Origin of the sequence: Polyangium sp. y55x31 (assembly GCF_029946505.1) — a bacterium.
Lineage (GTDB): Bacteria > Myxococcota_A > Polyangia > Polyangiales > Polyangiaceae > Polyangium.
The window spans coordinates 363452-385862 of sequence record NZ_JARZHG010000003.1 but is presented as its reverse complement, the minus strand read 5'-3'; the positions used below and the strand labels follow the sequence as shown (position 1 = coordinate 385862).

Below are 22411 nucleotides of genomic sequence, written 5' to 3'. Positions count from 1 at the left end.
CATCGCGGCACTTCGAGGGGATAGGACATCTCGGCTCCTGCGGACTGACGCATGGTTTGCGCAGCGCAGCGAGGCCCGACGCGTGAGCATGGTCCTTGCTCGGCGAGCAGCGTCATTCCATCCGGCTGGGGAGGGGAGAGGAAAACGATTGCGCATGGGCACAGGAAAAAGCACGAAAGGCACCCTACGAGGGTTGTGGATCTCGCTCACGGTCGTCATCGTGGCGTCGTTCGCAGTTCTCGGATTCTTCGGCTGGCAGATTCATCAAAAGGCGCCCCCGTTGCCACGACGCGTCATCACGGATGATGGCGTCGTGCTCTTCACGCAAGACGACATCCAAGACGGGAGGAATGTCTGGCAGTCGATGGGTGGCCAGGAAGTGGGCTCGATCTGGGGGCACGGGGGTTACGTGGCGCCCGATTGGTCCGCGGATTGGCTTCATCGCGAGGGCACCTTCCTGGCCGATGCCATCGCCCGCGCGGAGTATGGCCAGGCCTTCGAGGCGCTCGACGTCCCGAAGCGGGCCGCCGCCGAGGCTCTCGTACAGGCCGAGATCCGAAAGAACACGTACGACCCGCAGACCGGCGATTTACGCGTTTCATCCCGCCGCGCCGCCGCCATTCGGGACACGGCCACCCATTACGATGGCCTGTTCGGCGACGACCCGAAGCTCGCCTCCCTGCGCGAGGCCTACGCGATCCCGCCTCGCAGCGTGCCCGATCCCGAGCGCCGGCGCATGATGAACGCCTTCTTCTTCTGGGCCTCCTGGTCCTGCGTGACCGAGCGCGCCGACGAGCACGTCTCCTACACGAACAACTGGCCGCCGGACGACCTCGTGGGCAATCGCGTGACCGCGCCGATCGTGGTCTGGTCGATCGTGAGCTTCGTCCTGCTCCTCGCCGGCATCGGCGGTTTGTCTTGGTACTTTGCCGCGAAGGGGCACGAGGATGAAGCGCCGCCGTCGATCCTCCCCCGCAAAGATCCTCTCCTCCAGCTCGAACCGACGCCTTCCATGCGGGCCACGGTCAAGTTCTTCTGGGTCGCTGCGGCGCTGTGCATGGCGCAGGTCGGGCTCGGCGCGGTGAGCGCGCATTACGGTGTGGAGGGCTCCGGCTTCTATGGCATCCCGCTGGCCGAGATCCTGCCTTACTCCGTCACGCGGACGTGGCACGTCCAACTCGCCATTTTCTGGATCGCCACGACGTGGCTCGCGACCGGGCTCTTCATGGCGCCGGCCGTGGGCGGCGTGGAGCCGCGGCTGCAGCGTGCAGGCGTGAATTTCCTCTTCACCTGCCTCCTCATCATCGTCCTCGGCTCGCTCTTTGGCACGTGGTATTCGACCCGGCAGCGCATGGGCCTCGAGGCGAGCTTCTGGTTCGGACACCAGGGCCTCGAATACACGGACATCGGCCGATTCTGGCAGATCTTCCTCTTCATCGGGCTCGTCCTTTGGCTCGTGCTCATGGTCCGCGCCCTGCGCCCGGCGCTCGCGCGGCGTGACGACCAGCGGACGCTGGTCGGGCTCTTCCTGCTCTCGTCCCTCGGCATTGCGATGTTTTATGCCGCGGGGCTCATGTGGGGGCGCCACACCCACCTCGCGATGGTCGAATACTGGCGCTGGTGGGTGGTGCACCTCTGGGTCGAGGGCTTCTTCGAGGTCTTCGCGACCGTCATCATCGCCTTCCTCCTCGTCCGCCTCGGCCTGCTCCGGCCGCGCTCCGCGAGCCGCGCGGTGCTCTTCTCGACCATCGTCTTCCTCAGCGGCGGCGTGATCGGGACCTTCCACCACCTCTATTTCACGGGCACGCCCATGCCCGTCCTCGCGCTCGGCGCCGTGTTCAGCGCGCTCGAAGTCGTGCCGCTCTCGCTCATTGGATTCGAGGCGTACGGCAACCTCCGCCTGGTCGGGCTTCGTCCCTGGGTTTCGAGCTACAAATGGCCCATCTACTTCTTCGTGGCCGTGGCGTTCTGGAACCTCGTCGGCGCGGGCCTCTTCGGCTTCCTGATCAACCCGCCGATCGCGCTGTATTACATGCAGGGCCTGAATACGACGCCGGTGCACGGGCATACCGCGCTCTTCGGGGTCTACGGCATGCTGGGATTCGGGCTCATGCTCTTCTGCCTGCGCGGCGTCTCGGCGCGGTTCGCATGGAGGACGGGCGCCCTCTCCTTCGCTTTCTGGGCCATCAACATCGGGCTCGCCGCAATGGCGTTCGTGAGCCTCTTGCCCGTGGGTATCATGCAGGCCATCGCCAGCGTGGAGCGGGGCATGTGGTACGCGCGATCGGCCGAATTTCTCCAGACGTCCCTCATGGACACGTTCCGCTGGTCGCGCGTCCTCGGGGACACGATCTTCGCCGCGGGGATCGTCGCCCTCGGATACTTCTTGCTCGGCCTCCGGACCGGCTGGTCGCTGTCAACCCAAGAGAACCCGAATCCCACGACCTTGCCGCCCCCTCCGGAGAGCCCCGAAGAGCCGTCCGGCAAGCCCGCCTCCCTGCCGCCGCCGATCACGCTGCGGGGAGGGAATGGATGAGCCGAGGCGCAAGCTCTGCACGAACGACGCATTTCGTGCACCGGTGACCGTGGTCCGGCGCGATCCCGTCGAGAGATCGCGCCGGGTGTAAACCTTGCATTCCCGCAAAACCATGAGCGACGTGACGATGCAGCCAAGAGCGAGGCGATTCGATGGCAAACCCGTGCAGGAGCTCATGACCCGCACGCTCTTGACCGTCCAGGATACCGAAAGCGTGGCCGTCGCAGCACAGCTCATGTACCAGGGGCGCGTTCGCCACCTGCCCGTGCTGCATGGCGCGACGCTCGTGGGCATCCTGAGCGATCGAGACATCCTCGGATTGAAGGGCGGACCCTTGCTCGACATGGTCGTGCGCGACGTGATGAGCTCCCCGGTCGAGACGACGCGCCCGGAGGCGAGCGTGGAAGAGGCGAGCGCCCGCATGGTCGCTCGCCAGATCGATTGCCTGCCCGTCCTCGACGAGGGCGAACATCTCGTCGGTATCCTGACGAGCATGGACATCCTCGCCGAGCGCGGGCGCCTGACGCACAAGGGCACGGCAGGCCCGAGCAGCATCCCGCTCGCGCGCGACATCATGCATCGCCGCGTGATGACGATACGCACGGACCTCGCGCTGCGGGAGGCCATCCAGATCCTCGTACGATCGGAGCTGCGGTATCTGCCTGTCGTCAATGCATCCGGGCGCGCCGTCGGGATGTTCAGCAGTCGAGAGCTACGCGCCTCGGTGGGCGACGCGGCGACCATGCTGAATCGAGACGACGCAGGCGATCTGGAAGGAAAAACCGTCGGCTCCGTCATGCGGACCGGCGTCGTGACCGTCCCTCAGGATGCTTCGGTGCTCGAAATCGCCGACAAGATCCTCGACGAGCGTCAGGCGGCGATCTGCGTCCTCGATGCGTCCGAGCGAATCGTCGGGATCATCAGCTACGTCGACGTCCTCGCGGCGCTCGTCGGCCGGAAGGCCTAGCCGGCGACCGGCTTCAAATCTTCCGTCGTCTCGCTGTCGCCTTCGTCCGTGTCCGCGGTCGCGAGGGCGGACCTCGTGCGAACCTCGTCGAAGAAGAGATCCTGCGTGACCTTGCACGCCGCGCAGATCGTTTGGACCGCCTTGCACGCGTGGTACACCCACCGAGCGACCTCTATCGAAGCGATTTGCACGCGTGCAAGGCGCGCGGCTCCTGGTGATCGGGCCGCTCGCCGCAGCGAACCGACGAGCGCTGGAGGCGCTGGCGGTCGAGGCGGCGACGTTCCTCGCGGAGGACCACGGGCATAGGCGGAGTTTTTCGCTCGACACGGACGAAGGCATTGCGGGAGAGATGCTCCTTCTTTGACAATTCGCCTATGGGGTGTATTACGTTGCGCAGGCGAGCCGCGAGGAGGCGGGAGACCGTCTGGCGCGGCCTTGCAAGGGGGTTCCATGAAGCTTCGCGCGCACCTTGCGTCGGTGGCGATTCTCGTTCTTGGCACGGGCGTAGCCTATGCTTGGATCGACAGGCTCGAGGCGTCTCCGTTCGAGTTCGATCCCGCGAACACGTTCCTCGTCCAGGCGGAATGGCTCACGGGTATTGGTTGCCCCACGGACGCAAGCATCTCGAACGACGGCAGCATCACGACGGGGTCGTTCTCCGATCCGGCCTGTGAGACGGGGGACCCGAGAGATCGTCGCAATGAGGGGCTCCTGCTCGTCAAGAGGGGACCGACCGACAATTTCGCGGCCGCGGGCATGGAGATCAAGGGCGCGAGAGGCGAGATCGTGACGGAGGTCGGCTACGACATCTGGAAGCCGGGTTCGCTGAGCGAGCCGGCCGGGTCCCACTGTAGCCATGGGGCGCCGCGGTTCGACATCACCCCTTTCGGGGGCGGCGCGGCCACGTCCATCGGCTGCAAGTCGCCGGCGCCGGTCGTCTTGGCTTCCGGCGATGGCTGGCTCAGGCTCAGGTGGATCATCCCCGCGATCAAAGTCGAGAGTCTTTCGATTGTCTTCGACGAGGGGCAGGACGCCGGCCACGACAACCTCGGCCTCGCCGTGCTGGACAACATCGACGTGAATGGCACGCTCGTCGGCGCAGGCCCCGTTTCGGGTACGGGGCTTCCTCCCGGCGATACCGAGCCCATCTGGAAGGAGATGTGGTAACGCGCCGTGCCCGCGGATCGCTGCCCTGCGTCCCGTGTCAGGCCGTCACGGAGCCTTCGGCCCCTCGATCACGGGCCCAGCTTGAGCGACGCTCGTCCCGCGCATCAACCAGGTGGCCATGCGCGTCGGTTTTTCAGCCTGCCATAATAAATCCATGGTCCCGTCGCCATTCATGTCCCCGGTGGTCACGACGCTCCACCCCTCGTCCTCCGGCCCCGCGACGAGCGGTCCCTTCGCGAGAAGCGACGTCCCACGCATCCGCCAAACCGCGCTCAGGCTTCGTTGGTCGTTGGTCCAGACGAGATCGGCCATCCCATCAAAATCGACGTCGCCCGCGCTCGCGACCAAGGTCCAACCGCTGCCGCGTGGCCCCGATACCGAGGGCCCTCGCGCGAGCAGCTCCGTGCCGTTCATCAGCCAGATCGCCGCCCGCACGTTCGTCGCATCGACCCAGATGATGTCGCCCATGCCGTCGCCGTTGAAGTCTGCCGTCGTGGACACGCTCCATTCGTCTCCGGTCGGCCCCTGCAGCGCCGGTCCACGCGCGAGCACGGTCCCGCCGTTCATGAGCCACACGGTAAACAGGTTCGTCTTCGCTTGGCGGAAGAGCACGTCGGTATACCCGTCGGCGTTGAAGTCGGACTCGCCCGACGCGAGCGCCCAATCGTCCCCTGTGGGCCCCGGGATTTCGGGGCCGGGCGCGAGCACCGACGCTCCGTTCATGAACCACACGGCGAATCGATTGCTGTCCGCATTGCTCCAGACCACGTCCGACATGCCGTCTCGATTGAAATCCGCGGTGGTCACGGACCATTCATCGCCCGGCGGGCCGGTGATGATCGGCCCGGGCGCTCGCAGGACCGCCCCCGCCATCAACCAGACGGTGACGAGGTTGTCGTGCGGATCGTTCCAGAGCACGTCCATCATCCCGTCGGAATCGAAGTCGGCCGCCATCACGATCTGCCACCTGTCATCGCCGCCGTCCGGGGCCACCCCGCCGAACGCCATCATCGCGCCCAGGACCATCATCGATGCCGCCGACGATTTCATGGCTCCTCCTTCACGAGCGCCCGTCTCCGCGCCGTCTCCCACGGAAGGAAGCCCATGGAGGCGGCGAAACGAGCGCGCCGCGCACGCGTGAGACGCGCCTTCGCGCTCGCTGCGTAGTGCAATTCCGAGCATCACGCCAAGGCTCCCGTCACGGGGTGACGAGCCTTAGGTGTCGCCTGTGGAACGCTTGTCCTCGTGTTCTACGGAGCGCAATACGATGCCGGCATTCAACCTAATTCGAAATTGGATTCCAATGGTGATGACACTCCACGCATTCGGATGTGTGGGCGACCAGTCGGCTTCCCTGAATGAGGCCGAAGGCGATGCGGATGTCGCGGAGGCCATGGGCGAGATTTGCCGCGGTCGGATCCTCATCGAGGACGTCACCTTCCTTCCGGAGACGATTCATTGGGAGGATCCCGCGCACCTGCTCAGCGCGTCGGAAGGAGCGGGGCCCCGAAACCTCTCCCTGTCCATCGCGTCGAGCGTCACGGCGGAGGTATCGGTGACGATCGCCAAAACGCCAGCGGACTCGGATATCTCCAAGGCGGTCGGGTTCAACGTGAGCGAGCAGTTCACGCTCGAGGCGAACTCGACCATCCTCGTCCCGGCTTTCGGGTATGCTCGGCTGGAGGCGTATCCCCTCTATCAGCCGATTGTGTGGAACATCGTGTGCGGGCGCCACGGACTCACCTTCGGCTCCGGTATCGTGTACAAGCCGATCGGGGTGTATTTCGCGACGTCGGGCGTCAATTGCCTCCCCGGCGGCCCCATCGTCTGTTCGCCCGGCGCGGGGGCCGGCGGCGCGGGCGGAAGTGGCGGAGCCGGCGGCGCGGGTGGAAGCGGCGGGGCCGGCGGCGCGGGCGGAAGTGGCGGGGCCGGTGGCGCAGGTGGAAGTGGCGGGGCCGGCGGCGCGGGCGGAAGTGGCGGGGCCGGTGGCGCGGGCGGAAGTGGCGGAGCCGGCGGCGCGGGCGGAAGTGGCGGGGCCGGCGGCGCGCAGCAAAACAGCGGGTCCGGCGGCGCGGGCGGAAGTGGCGGGCCATGAAATAGGCGATCGAAGGTGATGCCTTCCTACGACGCCACCCGGCAAGACGCCGAGCTCGCCAACTGCAACTTGACAATCCTCCGACACCGAGCGTAAAGCCGGACCCATGTCGACGTCCACGATCGCGGCCTTTGCCATTTTGGTTCTGGCCTCCTCCTGCGCCACCAGCACCCCGGAGCCCGAGCTGCCGCCGACGGCGGCCCCCGCCCAAAACGCGCCGAGCGCCGCCGCGCAAGACGCACCGAGCGCCGCCGCGCAAGAGACGCCGAGCGCCGCCGAGCAAGATGGATCGAGCGGCGCGCCGGTCCTCGATCTCGGCACGCCCGAAAAGGCGCGCGCGACGATCTACGACGTGCTGCGCCGAGGCGACAAGGAAGCGTTCAAAAAATGCGTCTCCAAGCGCATTCTGGAGAGGCAAGCCGCCCAGTTCGACACGTGGTACGCGGCGTGGAAAACGGCCGCCGACAATGGGCCGCCGGAGAAGTTCAAGAAGATCGAAGTCAAGCAGGAAGACGGCGTCTACAAGCTCGACGAAAACTGACGGATACGCGAGGACGCACGCTCACCGATTCTTGCGCGCTCATTTCGCGGCTTCGGGGCGCCCGAGGTGTGCCTTCGCCCAGGTCCTGAAGTCCGTGGTCGCAAGTCCGCGTGCGTGCGCGTGCTCCGGTCGGGCGGGACTGTCGACGACGTTCATCCGCTGCTGCGAGACCACGAAGACCGGCGCGAGCCCCTGGGCGAGCGCCTCCTCCGCGGTGAGCGAGGGCGCCTCGATCGGCGTGCCGAGCGCCTCCGAGAGGACCGCCGCGATCTCCCGCAACGACAGCCTGTCTCCCGCAAGCTCCAGCTCGACCCCATTCCAGGCCACCGGGTCCGTGAAGGCCGCCGCCGCCGCCGCCCCGACGTCCTGCATTGCGATCAACGAGAGCACCGTGTCCGGCGCGAGCAATGTGAGGAGCCGGGGCTCCACCCAGTTCGCGAACAGAAACGACGGCCGTACGAAGTTCTCCATGAAAAACGCCGGCTTCAGCAAGGTGAACGAGCGGAACCCCGCGCTCCGCACGAGCTTCTCGGTGTACTCCTTGCTCTCGAAGTAGTGGACGCCCGACGCCGGCGAGCCCCACCCCGGCTGCCGGCGCTGATACTCCCCCGAGCCCGAGACCGACGTATGCACGAACTGCGGCACGCCCGCCGCCCGCGCCGCCTCCACGAGGTTCTTGCCGTGCCGCCGCTCGTCGTCGCCTTCGGGGTTCTTCAGGTTCGGCGTCTGCACCGAGAACACCCCGCGGGCCCCGGCGCAGGCGGCCTCGAGCGATGCGGGCTCGTCCAGGTCGCCGCGCACCAGCGTCGCGCCGAGCTTGCGTAGCGCCCGCGCCCCTGCCGCCTCCGGGTCGCGCACGAGCGCGCGCACCGGCGCCCCGCGCGCGAGCAGCGCCCGCGCGACCGCGCCCCCCTGCCTGCCCGTCGCGCCCGTCACGAGGACCGGAGCGGACGCCGTCACACCCATTGCGAGAATCGAATCGGATGTCGTTGCATTCCTCATGGCAAAGTCATACGCCGCGCGGTATGGACGATCAATGCCTCGTCGTCCAAACGTCTTATCCAGAACGCCAAAACGGCTGGACCTTCAGGACCCCCGCGGCGACGTCCTCGCCGACGTGCTCAGCGTGTCCCTGCTCCCGAACGCCCTCTTCAAGTGCGTCGAAGCCCGCTCCCCCTGGGGCCTGCGCGTCCCGACCCGCGACCGCGCCGTTTTCTATCTGATCGCGCGTGGCCACGCCCTCCTGGAGGTCGACGGCGAGCCTCCGCGTCACCTCGCCACCGGCGACGTCGTCTTCATCCCTCACGGCACGGCGCACACCCTCCGCGACGAAACGGCGCGCCACCTGTTCACGGCTCACGACGGCCCGGCCTGCGCCGCCACCGGCCCTGCCCGCCTCGGCGGCGACGGAGCCCTCACCACCCTGCTCGCGGGATTCTTCGCCTACACGGGCGGCGTGCGGCCCATCCTGCTCTCGCGCGTCCCCCAGGCCGTGGTCGTGTCCACCTCCGGCGGCGCTCCGCCGCCGTGGAGCGCAGCCACCATCGACCTCATGCTCGCCGAGATCGCCTCCCCCGGCCCCGCCAGCACCCTCGTCCTCCAGCGCCTCGCCGACGTCCTCTTCGTCCAGGTGCTCCGCAACCTCCCCACCCACGAGGGCTGCGGCCTGGTCGAGGCCCTCTCCGACCCCCCCGTGCACCACGCCTTGAACCTCATGCACACCCGCGTGAACGAGCCCTGGACCGTCGCCAAGCTCGCCGCGCTCGTCGGCCTCTCCCGCTCCGGCTTCGCCCAGCGCTTCACCCAGGCCGTCGGCGACCCGCCGCTCCAGTACCTCGCCCGCTGGCGGATGGCCCGCGCCGCCGAGCTTTTGCGCGAGACCGACGACACCATCGCCCAGATCGCCGAACGCGTCGGCTACGAGAGCCTCCCGTCCTTCAGCAAGGCCTTCAAGCGCTGGCAGGGCATGAGCCCGACCCATCACCGCGCAATCCAGGGCTAGCAACGACCCGTCCGTAACGCTGCGTGGAGCGACACGCGTCGCTCATTGCCATTGCGGGAAGATGGTCCTTGCAGCGTGGGGAGAAAGATCCGCGCGGCGCACGGAGCTTTCGCAGATTTGCGAGTCCCGGTAGCGGAAACGCTCCTCGCGCATGAATTGGGCTTGGGTACGGTGCGCGCCGTTCGCGCCGCGTGCGCGCGGGGTGGAGATGCTCGTTTCCTGAATCCCCCACCGAAGGACACATCCACATGAAATCGATTGTACGGCTGGTACCGCTGCTTCTTCTCCCCTTCGCCTCCGGCTGTCCCGACGGCGGCGTCGGAGGAGAGGGCGAGACCCCCGTGCCGCCGGAGTGGACCTGCGACGCCCAGCGCTTCAATGGCTCCGACGGCTGCGACTGCGGCTGCGGCGTGCCCGATCCGGACTGCGAGGGCACAGGCTCGGCCGACCCGGGCACCGGCGTCGACAACCCCGCCTGCGACGCCTGCTTCAATGTCGACGGCAAAGCGCAATCGTGCATCAGCGTGACCGCGGCGCTCGAGGCGGCCGGCTTCATCGTCAGCCCGGCCGGCAAAAGCGACGACGGCGCCGAGCTCTACGACCTCACGCTCCTGCAGGTGAACGATCACCAGGACGCGCAATCGGGCACCCACGAGCAGTACCTCACGCTCATCCACCGGGGCTTCGACCGGCCCATGAACCTGATCTCCACGGGCTACAGCAATTATCTCGGGTTCGATCAGGATGAGCTCACGACTCTTCTCGAAGGAAACCAGCTCGTTTTGGACAAGCGCTTCCACAACGGCAACGGCGACGACTTCTCCCACTTCACGCGCAAGCAGGTCGCCGACGACGCCCACGACGTCGTGGTGCGCCTGCACGACCTGTACACGAGCGCGTGGATCGGCTCGGGCTTCAGCAACGGCGGCGTCGACATGGTGAGCTTCCGCCAGCACTACCCCGACGACGTCGACGCCACCGTCGCCTTCGGCGCCCCGTTCATGGTGCCCGAGGACGCGCGCTTCCTTTCGTTCTTCGACACCGTCGACGCCGCCTGCCAGGACCGCCTCGAGGCCATCCAGCGCGCCGTGCTCGGCGCACAACGCATGGCCGTCGAGCCCGCGGTGCAGGCGCGCTCCGCCGACGAGCTCGGCGACACCTTTACCCGCGTCGAGCCCGCGCGCGCCTTCGAGGCCGCCGCGCTCTCCTACCCGTGGCTGTTCTGGCAGTACTTCGGCACCCCCGACGACTGCGCCGGTCTGCCCGATCCGGCGACCGCGACGGCGGAGGATCTGACGTCGGCGTTTTTCGGCGTCACCAGCATCTTCGGCACCTATCCGATGTCCGACGCATACCTGTCGTTCTTCGGCGCCTATTTCTACGAGGTGCAGCAGAGCAGCGGCTGGCCCGCCCTGCCGCGCGCCGAGCTCGTCGCGGAGGGCCTCATTCCCGCGGACCTCGTCGACATGGAGCGCGGGCTCGTGCCCGAGGGCGTGACCGCGCCGGTGTTCGACGCCGCCGAGAACAGCGCGCTCGCGGAGTTCGCCCGCCTCGGGGACGGCGTCGCCTTCGTCTACTCCGACCAGGACCCGTGGTCGGCCGGCGCCGTCACCCCGGCGGCGATGAGCGGCAACATCCGCTTCAACGTCACGAACGGCAACCACCTCGCGACGTTCTCGTCGCTCTCGGAGCCCGATCGGGCCGCGCTCTCCGCCTTCCTCGAGGAGAGGCTCGGCGTCGAGATCCCCTGAGATCGACGCCAAGGGTCCGCACGGATCCACTTCGCCCTCTCCACGTTCGATTCGGTCCCGTTTTTCCCGCCAGACGCTCGACGGTCCGCCGCGGCTCGACACGATGAGCGGCGGTCGCTCGCGGAAGCTTCGGCGCGCTTCGCCGGTTTGCCTCTTGCACCGGGACGGAGGCGTCGCAGGTTTTCCCTGCCCGAGTCCTTTCGGACCGTGGAGACGACGAATGAAAGGGAAATTCATCAGCCGGATCGCCCTGTTCGTATTGACCAACCTGGCCGTCGTGGCCATGCTCGCCATTCTCGCCAAGGTTTTCGGCCTCGAGCGCTTCCTCGTGCAGCAGGGCGTGCGGCTCGATCTGCCAGGGCTCCTCGTCATGGCCGCGGTGATCGGCTTCGGCGGCGCGCTGATCTCGCTCTTCCTGTCCAAGTCCATGGCCAAATGGAGCACCGGCGCGCGCGTCATCGACGTCCCCCGGACCGCCGAGGAAGCCTGGCTTTTGCAGACCGTCGAGAAGCACGCGCGCGACGTCGGCATCGGCATGCCCGAGGTCGCCATTTACGACAGCCCGGAGATGAACGCCTTCGCCACGGGCGCGCGGCGTGACAAGGCCCTCGTGGCCGTCTCCGCGGGCCTCTTGCAGAACATGCGGCGAGAAGAGGTCGAGGCCGTGCTCGGCCACGAGATCGCGCACGTGGCCAATGGCGACATGGTCACGCTCACCCTCTTGCAGGGCGTGCTGAACACGTTCGTCATCTTCCTGAGCCGCGTCGTGGGCTTCGTCATCGACCGATTCTTGAGCCGCTCCGAGGACGGCCAGGAGCGAGGTCCGGGCATCGCCTACTTCGTGAGCAGCATGGTCCTGCAGATCCTCTTCGGCATCCTCGCGAGCTTGATCGTCGCCTGGTTCAGCCGGCGCCGCGAGTTCCGCGCCGACGACGGCGGCGCCGAGCTCGTCGGCAAGGAGGCCATGGCCCGCGCCTTGAACAGGCTCCGCATGGAGCAAGGCGAGCCGAGCCTCTTGCCCACCAGCCTGCAGGCGTTCGGCATCCGCGGCGGCCGCATGATGGCCCTCTTCGCGAGCCACCCGCCCCTCGAGGAGCGCATCGAAAGGCTCCTCTCCCGAGGCCGACCGTCTCGAACCGGACACCGCCTTGCCGAGCCGACGTAATCATCGGTAACCTGGGGCGACATGCCCCGCATCTCGATCCCCGACACGTCCTCCTCCGACGGTGAGAGCGGCGTCGTGGAGGCGCGGCGGACGGCGCTCACCGCGCCCGCGGGCCCTGTCGAACAAGAGCGATCCGGCTCCACGACGCTCCCCGACCGGTACGAGGACCTGCGCCTCCTCGGCAGCGGCGGCTTCGGCGAGGTGCGCCGCGTGCGCGACAGAATGCTCGACCGCGTCGTGGCCATGAAGATCCTCCTGCCCGGCGCCGATCCCAGCGGAGCGATCCGGGCGCGGTTCCTCGCCGAGATCAAGCTCACGGCCGATCTCCAGCACCCGGGCATCGTGGCCATCCACGATTTCGGCGAGCTCGCGGACGGGCGGCTCTGGTACACGATGCTCGAGGTCCGCGGGCGCACGCTGCGCGCGATCCTCGACGAGGCATTCAACGTCACCGAAGGCGGCGCTCGCTGGAGCCGCCGCCGGCTCCTCGACGCATTCGCGCGTATCTGCGAGACCATGGGGTATGCGCATAGCCGAGGTGTGATCCACCGCGATCTCAAGCCCGAAAACATCATGATCGGCGAGTTCGGCCAGGTGATGGTCATGGATTGGGGCCTCGCCAGGCGCGTGCACGGCGCAGCCGAGGACCCGACGCGCCCCGCGAGGCCCGAGGCGCTGCCGGAATCCGAGGACGTCTCGCTGACGCGTCTCGGCGACGTGCTCGGAACCCCCGCGTACATGCCGCCCGAGCAGGCGCGGGGCGAGGTGCATCGCCACGGCCCGGCTGCGGACGTTTATTCGCTGGGCGCCATTCTTTTTCACCTGCTCGCCGGAAAACCGCCTTTTGCGGATCTCGGCCCGCTGGCGTACCGGCGGCTCGTCTCCGGCGATCCTCCCAGGCTCTCCGAGGCGGCAGCGGGCGACGTTCCCGGCGATCTCGTGGCCATCTGCGAACGCGCAATGGCGCGCGAGCCCGAGGATCGCCATGCGGACGCCGCTAAGCTCGCGGTGGAAATCACGGCATTCCTCGACGGAGCGAGGCGGCGGGAGCGGGCGCTCTCGGAGCTCGAAAAGGCGAACGCGACGCGACCCGAGATCGTGGCGCTGCGCGCGCGGGCCGAATCCCGTCGGGCGGAGGCGAGGTCGCTGCTCTCCTCGGTGCGGCCGTCGGATCCGGTCGAGAAGAAGCTGCCCGGCTGGCAATACGAAGACGAAGCGGAGCGCCTCGAGCGCGAGGCGAGCCTGCTCGAAACGAACTGGATTCAGGGGATGCATGGCGCGCTGACGATCGATCCGGATCTGCCGGAGGCGCACGCGCTGCTCGCGGACCATTACACGGAAAAACTGCTCGACGCGGAGCGAGGCCGTCGCGAGGGCGAAGTGGCGCGGTTCGAGGTGCTCTTGCGGGCCCACGATCGGGGCCGGCACGTGGCCATCCTGAGCGGCAAGGGCGCGCTTTCGCTGGTGACCGATCCCGAGGGAGCGCGCGTGACGCTGTATCGGTACACGATGTTCCAGAGGCGCCTCGTGCCCGAGCTCGTGGGGGATCTCGGCGTGACGCCGCTCGTGGAGGTCCCGCTCGACAAGGGGAGTCATCTGCTGGTCCTCGATGCGCCGGGGTATGAAACGGTGAAATATCCCGTGCTCATCGAGCGAGGGGAGCCCTGGAATGGGTGCCCGCCGGGAGGGAGGGAGCCACATCCCATCAAGCTCCCACGCGTGGGGGAGCTTTTCGACGACGAGGTGTACGTGCCGGCGGGGTATACGTGGACGGGCGGGGACCCGGAGGCGCCGGACAGCTTCCCGCGGCGCCGCCTGTGGCTCGATGCTTTCGTGATCGGCCGGTATCCCGTCACGAACGAGGCGTATCTCGCGTTCTTGAACGATCTCGTCCGCGCGGGTCGGGAGGCGGAGGCGCTCGGGGCCTGTCCCCGGACGAACCCGGGCACGCGCTCGGGGGCGGGCGAGGCGCTCTCCTATGCCCGGCGGGCCGATGGCCTTTTCGTGTTGAGAGAGGACGATCCCGGGGAGACGTGGCAGCCGCGAGGCCCGGCGGTCTTGATGGACTGGCGCGGGGCCATGGAGTATGCGCGGTGGCTCTCGATCCGTACGAGGAAGCCGTACCGGCTCGTGCACGAGATCGAGCGGGAGAAAGCGACGCGTGGGGTGGACGGGCGCGCGTTCCCCTGGGGAAACCATTTCGATCCGACCTTCGCGTGCATGCTCTCCAGCCACACGGGAGACCCGGGTCGGGTGGAGGTATCCACGTATCCGCTCGACGAGGGGCCTTACGGGATGCGCGGCGGAGCCGGGAACAGCCGCGATTTCTGCGCGAACGTCTGGACGTTCGAGGGGCCGAGAATCGAGGAGGGGCGCCTGATCGCCGAGGTCGCGACGTCGGAGGATCCGGGATACCGATCGGTGCGGGGCGGGGCGTGGAGCAGCGTGGAGAACCATTGCCGGGCAGCGGCGCGGTTCGCCCTGCGCCCGGATCAGCGCCGAAGCGCAATCGGGCTGCGGGTGGGAAGGACGTTCGCGTGAGGGCGTGGTCTATCAGTTCGGATTGAACCGCTCGAAGACGGAGGCGGCGTAGAAGTCGGTGCTGGGTGGCGTACGCCTCGTCGCATACAACATCGTATTCATGTCCTTGGGCTCGAGGTTGTCCTGCCCGGTCTGGACCCACCACACGTTCGTCGGGGTCTCGCCCTCGTATTGCAGCGCGAATCCTCCGAGTGTCCCGCTGCCGCCGGAGAACACGAACGAGTCGACCGGCGCGACCTCGCCGTCCACGCCCTTCCACTGGGTCTTCTCGACGGCCGTGAAGTACGACGCATTGTCGCTGCTGCGGATGGATGCCGAGGTGGGAGACCCGGCGACGATCTGGAGGTACTGGATTCCCTCGTAAGATTGCTTCAATTTGCTGATGACATCGTCCGGAAAAACCCAGTATTCCATGCCCGATTGCATGAAGACCTTTCCGATCGTCGGTGGATTGTCGCCCATGCCCGAAGCGGCGGTGACGTAGATCTGGGCCAGGACCTCGAACTGTCCTTGTCCGTGGTCGCATACCACCTGGTAGGGCAGGTACTGGCCGACGTTGATTTGTCCCCCGTCGAGCTGACGCCCAGGCCTTCGGCCGTCCGGCGCCTCGCTCGTCTCGCCGGGGTGCACCTCGTCGCCGGGGTGCAGGAAGGGCAGCGCCGCGACGCCCGGCGGCCCCGAGAGCACGGGCTCTTGCTCGAACGAGAGCGCGGCGAGCAGCGCGCGCGCCCGCGAAAGGAGCTCGCCGTGCGATACCGTCGACCGATTCACGCCATTCTCCCGCCGGATCCGCCATTGCCCCAGGGCCGACGTCATCGCCCAGGTGAATGCGCCCATCCGTTCGCCCCCGAAATGGCTCGATTGGGACTCTTGATCCCTCCGGCACGCGGAGATGACCCGCTCCGCGACCCCGGCTCCCTCCGGGACCGGCGACGCCTCGGCCCTCGCGCGGAGCTTTCCACGCAGGCTCTGCGCGCGATCGAGCCCCACCTGGCCATGGCAGCCGTCGATCAGCGCGGTGAGGTTCGTCGCCGCCTTTCCACGGCCGAGCGTTTGTCGCAGCTCGGCCACGTCGATCACCCCGTCGAGCGAGGCCGTCACGTCGGAGGGGCAAAGGAGCAGGTGGCCCCCGGACGCCTCGCCGTGCCCCGAAAAGGTCAGAAGCCCGGCGGCCGGGACCTCGCCCGCGATTTCGGAGAGGAGCCACCGGATCCCCGCGAGCATGCCTTCACGGCTCGCCTCGCCGAGGGCGAGCGACGCGCCCACCGGCCCGAAATCCTCGGGAGAGAGCTTCGGCGACGTCAGCACGTGGATCCTGTCCGGCGAAAACCCCATGGCGAGGCATTGGCGGACCCAGGCGCGCGCGTCGGAGAGCGCGCCCGCGACGTCGCTCCTCCCGCTCGGATCGGCGGCGCTGTAGTCGTGAACTCCGATGATCAACGCGTAGTCGTTCGGCTTCGTCATGATTGTTTTCCGTCCCCGGGCCCCTCGTACGGCCTCGTTTTCTTCGAGGAGGATACAGGCGCCCGCGCAAAGCACAATGACGCGGATATTACGGCGCGCGCCCGGTTTCCCTTGAGCTTCCCGGCGTGGAGCGATACCCTCGGCGGATGGCGATCCTCGTCGATACGCGGTCCGGGCAGGCGTTCACGCTGCCGGCGCGGTGCGTGCTCGGTCGCTCCTCGGCGTGCACGCTGCGCGTCGAGGACCCGCGCGTCTCGGGCGAGCACGCGCGTATCTCGTGGCAAGGCGATCGCTGGGAGGTGCGGGATTTCGGAAGCCGGAACGGGACGTTCCTGAATGACAAGCGCATCGAGCCGAGCGCCTCCGTGGTGCTCGCCGCGGCGGATCGAATCGCGCTCGGGGACGTCGCCGTCGCGTTCTCCCTGCTCGATGCGTCCCCGCCGCTGGCGCAGGCGCGGCAGCTCGTCACGGGCACGATCCTGCTCGCGCGGGGCGGGCTCCTTCCGCTCCCTTCGGAGGACGAACCGGAGGTGACCGTCATGCAAGACGCGGATGGGCGCTGGATCGTCGAGGCGGGAGGCGAGGCGCGCGTCGCGCTGGACGGCGAGGTGCTGAAGGTCGGCAGCGAGCCGTTCGCGCTGCACCTGCCCGCGCCGATCGCGCCCACGGTGGACGCGCGGGACGAGCCGCCCGATATCCGCAGCGTGGGCCTCCGATTCCGCGTGAGCCTCGACGAGGAGCGCGTCGAGGTGGGGATCGAGCTCGGCCGTACACCCCACGTCCTCGCGCCGCGCGCCCACCATTACACGCTGCTCACGCTGGCCCGTGCGCGCCTCCGCGACGAGGAGGAGGCGAAGCTGCCCGAGCCGTCGCGGGGCTGGATCGCGGTGGACGAGCTTTGCCGGATGCTCGCGATCGACGAAAACAAGCTGAACGTCGAAATCTATCGGGTTCGCCAGGACTTCGGATCGCTCGCGGTGCAAAACGCGACGGCCATCGTCGAGCGGCGCAAGGGCGTGCGGCAGCTCCGCCTGGGGACGGCCCGCGTCGCGATCGAGCGTCCCTCCTGAGGTTCGTCGCGGCTCAGGGAATGCAGGCCGAGGCGCGCAGGCCGCCGATCAGCGTGTAATCGACGGCCTGGACCTGGCTGCTGTCGAAGGAGAAGGTGACGCGATCGACGTCGTTCCAGTTCACCTGGGGGAAGCTCGTGAAGGGGATGTAGACCATTCCGTCATTGAGGAGCGTCACGGTGGCCGACCGGGTGACGGCGCCGCTCAGAACCGTCACCGTCAAAGGCACGGGGCGGTACGGCACGCTGTCGTTCATGTCGCCCTGGATCTCCAGCTCGAAGGCCTTTGCGCGGCTGAGGTTCGCGTTGAGGTTGCTCTGGTTGCCGTAGATGAGCTTCAGGATGCCCGACGTCGACGAGGGCGTCGCATACGAGAGGGTGGGCGTGGCATCCAGCGAGGACATGCCCGCGTTGATGAAGGTCGTCTGGCTCGACGTCGAGAGCACCGCGTCGCGCTGCCCGGCGATCACGCCGAAGAGGCCCGCCTGCGAGGCCGTGTCGGTGGGCTTCAGCGTGCCGTTGAGCTTGCCGGCCCACAGGATCGGATACGTGCCCACGCCGGGCCAGGCGCGCGACGGGAAGGGCGCGCCGAACGTGTCGAGCATGATGTCCGCGACCGCGCTCCCGCTCGGCTGGAGGCACGCCGTGGTGCGGATCCCGCCGATGAGATCGTAATCGATCGCCGACACCGGCGCCCCGTCGAAGTCGAAGCTGACGTAATCGACGTCGGCGAAGTTCACGCCGGGAAAATTCGAGAAAGGAATCTGGTAGACGCCGTCATTGACGACCGTGATCGTGGAGAACGCCTGGACCGCGCCGCTCGCGACGGTCACGGTGAGCTGCACGGGGCGGGTGGGGATGCTGTTATCCATGTCGCCCACGATCTCCAGCTCGAAGGCGACCGAGCCGTCCCCGCTCAGGTTCGCGTTGAGGTCCGCCGCCGCGCCGTATTCGAGGAGCAAATGGCCCGAGGATCCCGTGCCCGCGGCGTAGCCGAGCGCGTATCGGCCGCCGTTCGTCGTGGAGGACAAGGTGACCGAATTGGACATGGTCGAGGCCATCAGCGTGGTGTCCCGGGCGCCGCCGAGGACACCCGCGAGCCCGGATTGCGAGGCCACGTCGTCCGGCTGGGAGCTACCGCCGAGCGTGCCGACCCAAAGCGTCGGCGAAGGGCTCGTCGTGCCGGGAAGGGTCTGCTGCGGGAGCGGGGCCGCGAAGGTGTCGATGAAACGTTCGGCGCGGGCGAAGCCGCTCAGCGAGCCGAGGGCGCAGAGGCACGAAAACGCGAGGAGGGTGGTCTTGGTGTTCATGGCGTCGTCCTTCTTGGTGCGGGGTTTCGATGACCTGCACCGCGGTTTTAAGCGGCCCGCCCGACGAGCACCATGACGCGGTTCTTACAGCGACTTCGCCGTCGCCCCCCGACGGAGCAGAGCGCTATTTCGGCGGGTCCACCGGCAAGAAGCAGAAGTTGCTCGTCTCGAACCGGTAATTCGAGCCCGAGTAATTTCGCTCCGCGTGGAAGACTTGCAGGTCGTACACACCGCCGGGCACCAGGCCGAGCGCCGCGGCGCTCTGGTCGAGATCGACGACGCCCTGCTCGGGACCGTGGATGCCGCCGAGGTCGATGGCGAGGCGGTGATTGATGAACACCCAGATGTCGTCGTCGCCGCGGAACGTGAACACTTCCCCGCCCTTGTAACGGAAGGAGACGAGGGCCTCGGTGGTGAAGTGCCAGTTGTTCGGCATGCCATTCAGCACGAAACCTTCGTCGCCGAAACCGAAGGTCGCATCGATCGGATGGAAATTGGCGTCGTCGTAGACGAGCGTGGTGCCATTGCCCGTGAGCGGGATCTGCACGTTCGTGGCAAAATTGACGCCGGGGGTGTCCCGATACCACGCGTCGAAATTGGCGGCGCCGGTGAAGGGCGCGTAGCTCGGGCCATTGGGGCTGACGTCGTTCCCGGCGGCGTACACCGGCTTGAAGCTGCCGTCGGGTTGCTTGGCGAGCTCGGCGGCCAGGATGCCCGGACGAACACCCACGATCTGGGGAAAATTGGGATGGTCGCCCCACTGGAAGTCGGGGTGGCTCTCGGAGAAGTCGCGCACCCGCATGGTCAGCGTGTTCAAGCACTCCTCGCCGGTGTCGCCGCCGCTGCCGCTGGAGGAGGTCGTGAGGTTGAGCCCGCCTTCGCCGCCCGCGCCGCCGGTGCCCGCGCCGCCGCTTCCCCCACCCCCCGAACCCGAGCCGGAAGATGAAGTCGTTGCACCCGTCGGGGATCCGGAGCCCTGACCGGACGAACAACCAAGGACGAACACGAGGCCGAAGAGAGAAAGGATCGTGGCGCGCATTGGTGGATGATACCACCGCCGCGGCGCGCGAACACGTCATACGAACCGAGGACGAGGGGCCTAGCGCGGATTGGCCGCGAGGACGAAGGGACGGAGGCGGTGCCCGTCCGGATCCTCGACCACGAAGGTAAAGCCAAAATCCATGTCGGTCGGCTCCTGCACCACCGTGAGCCCGAGCTTGGTCCACTCGGCATACGTCGCGAGGACGGCGTCTCTGCTCGTTTCGCTGAACGAGATCTCGACGCCGCCGGCGGGCTTCGGAGCCGGCGCGACCTCATCGGCGAGCCAGAGGCCGATTTTCAGGCCGCTCGGCAGCACGTAGAGAACGAAGGTCTTCGACCTCTCGACCGGCTCGCGCGCGAGGAGCTTCGAATACAGCTCGGCGCTTCGGAGCGGATCACGGACGGCCAGCAGCAGGTAGTTCAGGGTACGCATTTCCCATCTCCATCAGGTGGACGCAGAGGGTATGCACCTCGCGACTGTCAGTTTCCGGCAGGAGCGGCAATGCCCTGTCTGGCCCGCCATTCCTGGACGAGCACGGCGCGCCGGCGTGGATAACGCTCGTCCTTCGGTTCGACCGAGCGGATGCGGTCGACGCGGAAAGCGCGATAATCCTGCCTGAGCTCGCACCACGCGGCGAGCACCTGCACCTTGTCGAAGAAGCCGATCAGCAGGGGCCAGATCGTGCGGGTCGTAGCTTCGCCGTTCTGGTCCTGGTACGTGATGACGAGCCGCTGCTCCTTGCGGATCGCGGCGCGGATCACCGAGACATCGACGGCGACCGGCTCGCCGCGGAACATCGGCACGGTCAGCGTGGCCGCGTCGACGCTCTCGCGGAGATCGTCGGGCAGCACGGCGCGAATCTTCGCCACGGCATTGCCCGCCGCCGCCGCGAGGCGCGTATCGCCCCGCACCGCGACCCAGCGCGAGCCGAGCACGAGGGCCTCGATCTCGTCGGCCGAGAACATCAGCGGCGGGAGGGTGAAGCCGGGGCGAAGCACGTACCCGAGGCCCGGTTCGCCCTGGATATCGGCGCCCTGCGCCTGCAGCGTCGCGATGTCGCGATACAGCGTGCGAATGGAAATGCCGAGCTCCTCGGCCAGCGCCTGGCCTGTGATCGGCGCGCGGCGGCGGCGCAGCAGTTCCAGGAGATCGAGCAGGCGGGAAGCGCGAGACATACGGGGAACGTAGCCTGAACCAGCTCCCTCCGCTCGGCCACACCAGCCGCGCTCGTGGCGGGGGCTCGACGCGAGACCTTCGAGGCTCCAGGGGGCTCTCCGACATGGACCCGCAAAAACCACAAAAACCGCCCGGCTCGACCGTCTTCAGCCAGCAGCATTACCACGAGCTCTCGGCCGACGAGACCGAGGTGCGCGAGCAAGGATGGGCAACGATCGGCTCGCCGGCCGAGGGCCCCTCCTTGCGCGAGGCGGAGCTGGAAGCCGAGCCCACCCCGCCCCCTCCGCAGCCACCGGGAGGCGAGCACGTCGAGCCCATCGGCCGCGTACATGCCGACCAGACGGAGTCCGGGGGACGGCACCGCTGACGTGCTTGCCGCCTTCGGCGAATCGGGCGACGAACCACGAATACGACGTGCTGTTCCGGGGAGAATGGGCTCGTGAGGCGTTAGCTCATCAGGCGTCGAGGGGCACGTGGAGGATGGGGCGGCCATGCCAGAGTGCCCCGGGTACGGTCAAGCCCGATGGCGGCGCCTCTTCGGTCTTCCCACACCCGCTCATGTCGCCGCATTCGGCTCTCGTACCGCTCCCGCCGGGCTTTGGTTTGCGACCTTCTTCGGGTTGACGCCGCGTCGTGCTCCGAATGCGCCAACCGCACCTGCGCGCAGTCTGCTCATGGGGGCATCGGCGCACCCGCGCTCGCGCTCGGGGCACGAGAATCCTGGCCTGTCCGGAGGAGCGCGGGCTCCAGCGAGACGTCCGTCCGGGTTTGCCCGCGGCCGAACGATTGCATTGCGGGCGCAGTGCGTGAGGGGCTCTCGAGGTGCGGGCGCTCTCTCCACGCAAACCGGAGGAAGCCATGTTGAAGCGCATTTTCGCCATCGGTCTGACTGCCATCGCGTTCGGTTCCGTCGCATTCATGGACGCGACCACCTCGGAGGCCCTCGCCGCCGGGGAGCAGGGGTATCGGCCCATCGAGTCCGAGGCCACCTGCGCCAGGCAGTTCACGTTCGAGGAAATCCAGAGCAGGTGCGGCGACCCGCGGTCCATGGGCTGGCAGAGGGATGCCAAGTGGTTCAGCATCTCGTGCACACGCACGGATGTCACCTGGAAGCAGAAGGAGACCCTCGTCCCGATCGAGCTCGAGGTGAGTAGCTCGACCCATGCCGAGCTGAGCTGCGAAAAGGCCTGCGTCAGCGACATGGGCAACAAAGGCCACGTGAAGAGCGTCGTGGTCCAGGCGCCTTGTCGCGAGTTCACCGAAGTGGAAACCACGTTCAAGCGCGATGTGACCGTCAACGACTGCAAGGAGCTCTTGTCGTTCAGCAGCGTCGCCGATCTGTGTGATGCCAAGCTGAAGGACGCCCGGGGATCGTGGGCCTTCGTGGATGCGAGGGAGACCGGCAATATCGTCAATACCTGCGCCGGCAATTTGCAGGCGCCGCAGCAGCCGCAACAGTAGAAGGAGACGTCTCGCGCCGGGGAGGCGGACCGCCGAGCGGTCAGCCTCTCCGGCTCTTCCCGTCTGTAGCCGTCGGAGTCCAGAACGCGGGCCAATTGCTCATTTGCACGGAGGAGTTCCACCA

Annotated in this window: 21 protein-coding genes; 13 read left to right on the top strand and 8 right to left on the bottom strand. The window is 67.7% G+C overall.

The features are described from left to right. Positions 1-154: 154 nt before the first annotated feature. On the top strand, positions 155-2536 hold the full coding sequence (locus QHF84_RS07905; protein ID WP_281312582.1) for a nitric-oxide reductase large subunit: 2382 nt from the start codon (positions 155-157) through the stop codon (positions 2534-2536). Positions 2537-2648: 112 nt separating this feature from the next. Beyond that, the gene (locus tag QHF84_RS07900) at positions 2649-3503 is read left to right on the top strand and encodes a CBS domain-containing protein (protein ID WP_281312581.1); all 855 of its coding nucleotides are present in this window, start codon (positions 2649-2651) and stop codon (positions 3501-3503) included. Here QHF84_RS07900 and QHF84_RS07895 read toward each other — a convergent pair. Then, entirely contained in the window at positions 3500-3694 is a 195-nt protein-coding gene (locus tag QHF84_RS07895; RefSeq protein ID WP_281312580.1) for a hypothetical protein, read from the bottom strand. The genes QHF84_RS07900 and QHF84_RS07895 overlap by 4 nt on opposite strands. A 2-nt stretch (positions 3695-3696) precedes the next feature. Between QHF84_RS07895 and QHF84_RS07890 the strand changes: the two genes are divergently transcribed. Next, positions 3697-3867: a hypothetical protein gene (locus QHF84_RS07890; protein ID WP_281312579.1), complete on the top strand. Its 171-nt coding sequence runs from the start codon at positions 3697-3699 to the stop codon at positions 3865-3867. 86 nt (positions 3868-3953) lie between these two features. Continuing rightward, positions 3954-4670 carry a hypothetical protein gene (locus tag QHF84_RS07885; protein WP_281312578.1) on the top strand — a complete coding sequence of 239 codons (717 nt, stop codon included), beginning with the start codon at positions 3954-3956 and terminating at the stop codon, positions 4668-4670. 45 nt (positions 4671-4715) lie between these two features. On the opposite strand, the gene QHF84_RS07880 is transcribed toward QHF84_RS07885, so the two are convergent. Beyond that, positions 4716-5720, bottom strand: a complete 1005-nt coding sequence (locus QHF84_RS07880) for a VCBS repeat-containing protein (RefSeq protein WP_281312577.1) — start codon at positions 5718-5720, stop codon at positions 4716-4718. A 259-nt stretch (positions 5721-5979) separates the two neighbouring features. Here QHF84_RS07880 and QHF84_RS07875 point away from each other — a divergent pair, with 259 nt between their 5' ends. Both QHF84_RS07875 and QHF84_RS07870 read left to right on the top strand, forming a co-directional pair. After that, positions 5980-6765 (top strand): hypothetical protein, encoded by a 786-nt coding sequence (locus QHF84_RS07875; RefSeq protein ID WP_281312576.1) that lies wholly within the window; start codon positions 5980-5982, stop codon positions 6763-6765. 106 nt (positions 6766-6871) lie between these two features. Beyond that, a complete protein-coding gene (locus QHF84_RS07870; RefSeq protein WP_281312575.1) occupies positions 6872-7306 on the top strand; it encodes a hypothetical protein in 435 nt (144 codons plus the stop codon). A gap of 39 nt (positions 7307-7345) precedes the next feature. Here QHF84_RS07870 and QHF84_RS07865 read toward each other — a convergent pair whose 3' ends face one another. Then, entirely contained in the window at positions 7346-8272 is a 927-nt protein-coding gene (locus QHF84_RS07865; RefSeq protein WP_281312574.1) for an NmrA/HSCARG family protein, read from the bottom strand. 34 nt (positions 8273-8306) lie between these two features. On the opposite strand from QHF84_RS07865, the gene QHF84_RS07860 reads away from it, so the two are divergent. The 4 genes from QHF84_RS07860 to QHF84_RS07845 all read left to right on the top strand — a co-directional run bounded on the left by QHF84_RS07860 (position 8307) and on the right by QHF84_RS07845 (position 14765). Continuing rightward, the gene (locus QHF84_RS07860; RefSeq protein WP_348652846.1) at positions 8307-9308 is read left to right on the top strand and encodes an AraC family transcriptional regulator; all 1002 of its coding nucleotides are present in this window, start codon (positions 8307-8309) and stop codon (positions 9306-9308) included. A 248-nt stretch (positions 9309-9556) separates the two neighbouring features. After that, positions 9557-11059, top strand: coding sequence for a hypothetical protein (locus tag QHF84_RS07855; RefSeq protein ID WP_281312572.1), 1503 nt, complete (start codon positions 9557-9559; stop codon positions 11057-11059). Positions 11060-11279: 220 nt separating this feature from the next. Continuing rightward, positions 11280-12224, top strand: coding sequence for a protease HtpX (htpX, locus tag QHF84_RS07850; RefSeq protein WP_281312571.1), 945 nt, complete (start codon positions 11280-11282; stop codon positions 12222-12224). Between the two features lie 21 nt (positions 12225-12245). Beyond that, complete coding sequence (locus QHF84_RS07845; RefSeq protein WP_281312570.1) at positions 12246-14765, top strand: SUMF1/EgtB/PvdO family nonheme iron enzyme; 2520 nt, start codon at positions 12246-12248, stop codon at positions 14763-14765. Positions 14766-14777: 12 nt separating this feature from the next. On the opposite strand, the gene QHF84_RS07840 is transcribed toward QHF84_RS07845, so the two are convergent. Further along, on the bottom strand, positions 14778-16229 hold the full coding sequence (locus QHF84_RS07840; protein WP_281312569.1) for a caspase family protein: 1452 nt from the start codon (positions 16227-16229) through the stop codon (positions 14778-14780). A 146-nt stretch (positions 16230-16375) separates the two neighbouring features. On the opposite strand from QHF84_RS07840, the gene QHF84_RS07835 reads away from it, so the two are divergent. Next, positions 16376-17299: an FHA domain-containing protein gene (locus tag QHF84_RS07835; protein WP_281312568.1), complete on the top strand. Its 924-nt coding sequence runs from the start codon at positions 16376-16378 to the stop codon at positions 17297-17299. 13 nt (positions 17300-17312) lie between these two features. Here QHF84_RS07835 and QHF84_RS07830 read toward each other — a convergent pair whose 3' ends face one another. From QHF84_RS07830 to QHF84_RS07815, 4 genes are all read right to left on the bottom strand, one after another. Further along, the gene (locus tag QHF84_RS07830; RefSeq protein WP_281312567.1) at positions 17313-18608 is read right to left on the bottom strand and encodes a hypothetical protein; all 1296 of its coding nucleotides are present in this window, start codon (positions 18606-18608) and stop codon (positions 17313-17315) included. 124 nt (positions 18609-18732) lie between these two features. Continuing rightward, positions 18733-19647 carry a fibro-slime domain-containing protein gene (locus QHF84_RS07825; RefSeq protein ID WP_281312566.1) on the bottom strand — a complete coding sequence of 305 codons (915 nt, stop codon included), beginning with the start codon at positions 19645-19647 and terminating at the stop codon, positions 18733-18735. A gap of 60 nt (positions 19648-19707) precedes the next feature. After that, positions 19708-20082, bottom strand: a complete 375-nt coding sequence (locus tag QHF84_RS07820) for a VOC family protein (protein ID WP_281312565.1) — start codon at positions 20080-20082, stop codon at positions 19708-19710. Positions 20083-20129: 47 nt separating this feature from the next. Continuing rightward, positions 20130-20825 carry a YafY family protein gene (locus QHF84_RS07815; protein ID WP_281312564.1) on the bottom strand — a complete coding sequence of 232 codons (696 nt, stop codon included), beginning with the start codon at positions 20823-20825 and terminating at the stop codon, positions 20130-20132. A gap of 104 nt (positions 20826-20929) precedes the next feature. Between QHF84_RS07815 and QHF84_RS07810 the strand changes: the two genes are divergently transcribed. Next, positions 20930-21193: a hypothetical protein gene (locus tag QHF84_RS07810; protein ID WP_281312563.1), complete on the top strand. Its 264-nt coding sequence runs from the start codon at positions 20930-20932 to the stop codon at positions 21191-21193. 455 nt (positions 21194-21648) lie between these two features. Beyond that, positions 21649-22287: a hypothetical protein gene (locus QHF84_RS07805; RefSeq protein WP_281312562.1), complete on the top strand. Its 639-nt coding sequence runs from the start codon at positions 21649-21651 to the stop codon at positions 22285-22287. The last annotated feature ends 124 nt before the right edge of the window (positions 22288-22411 follow it).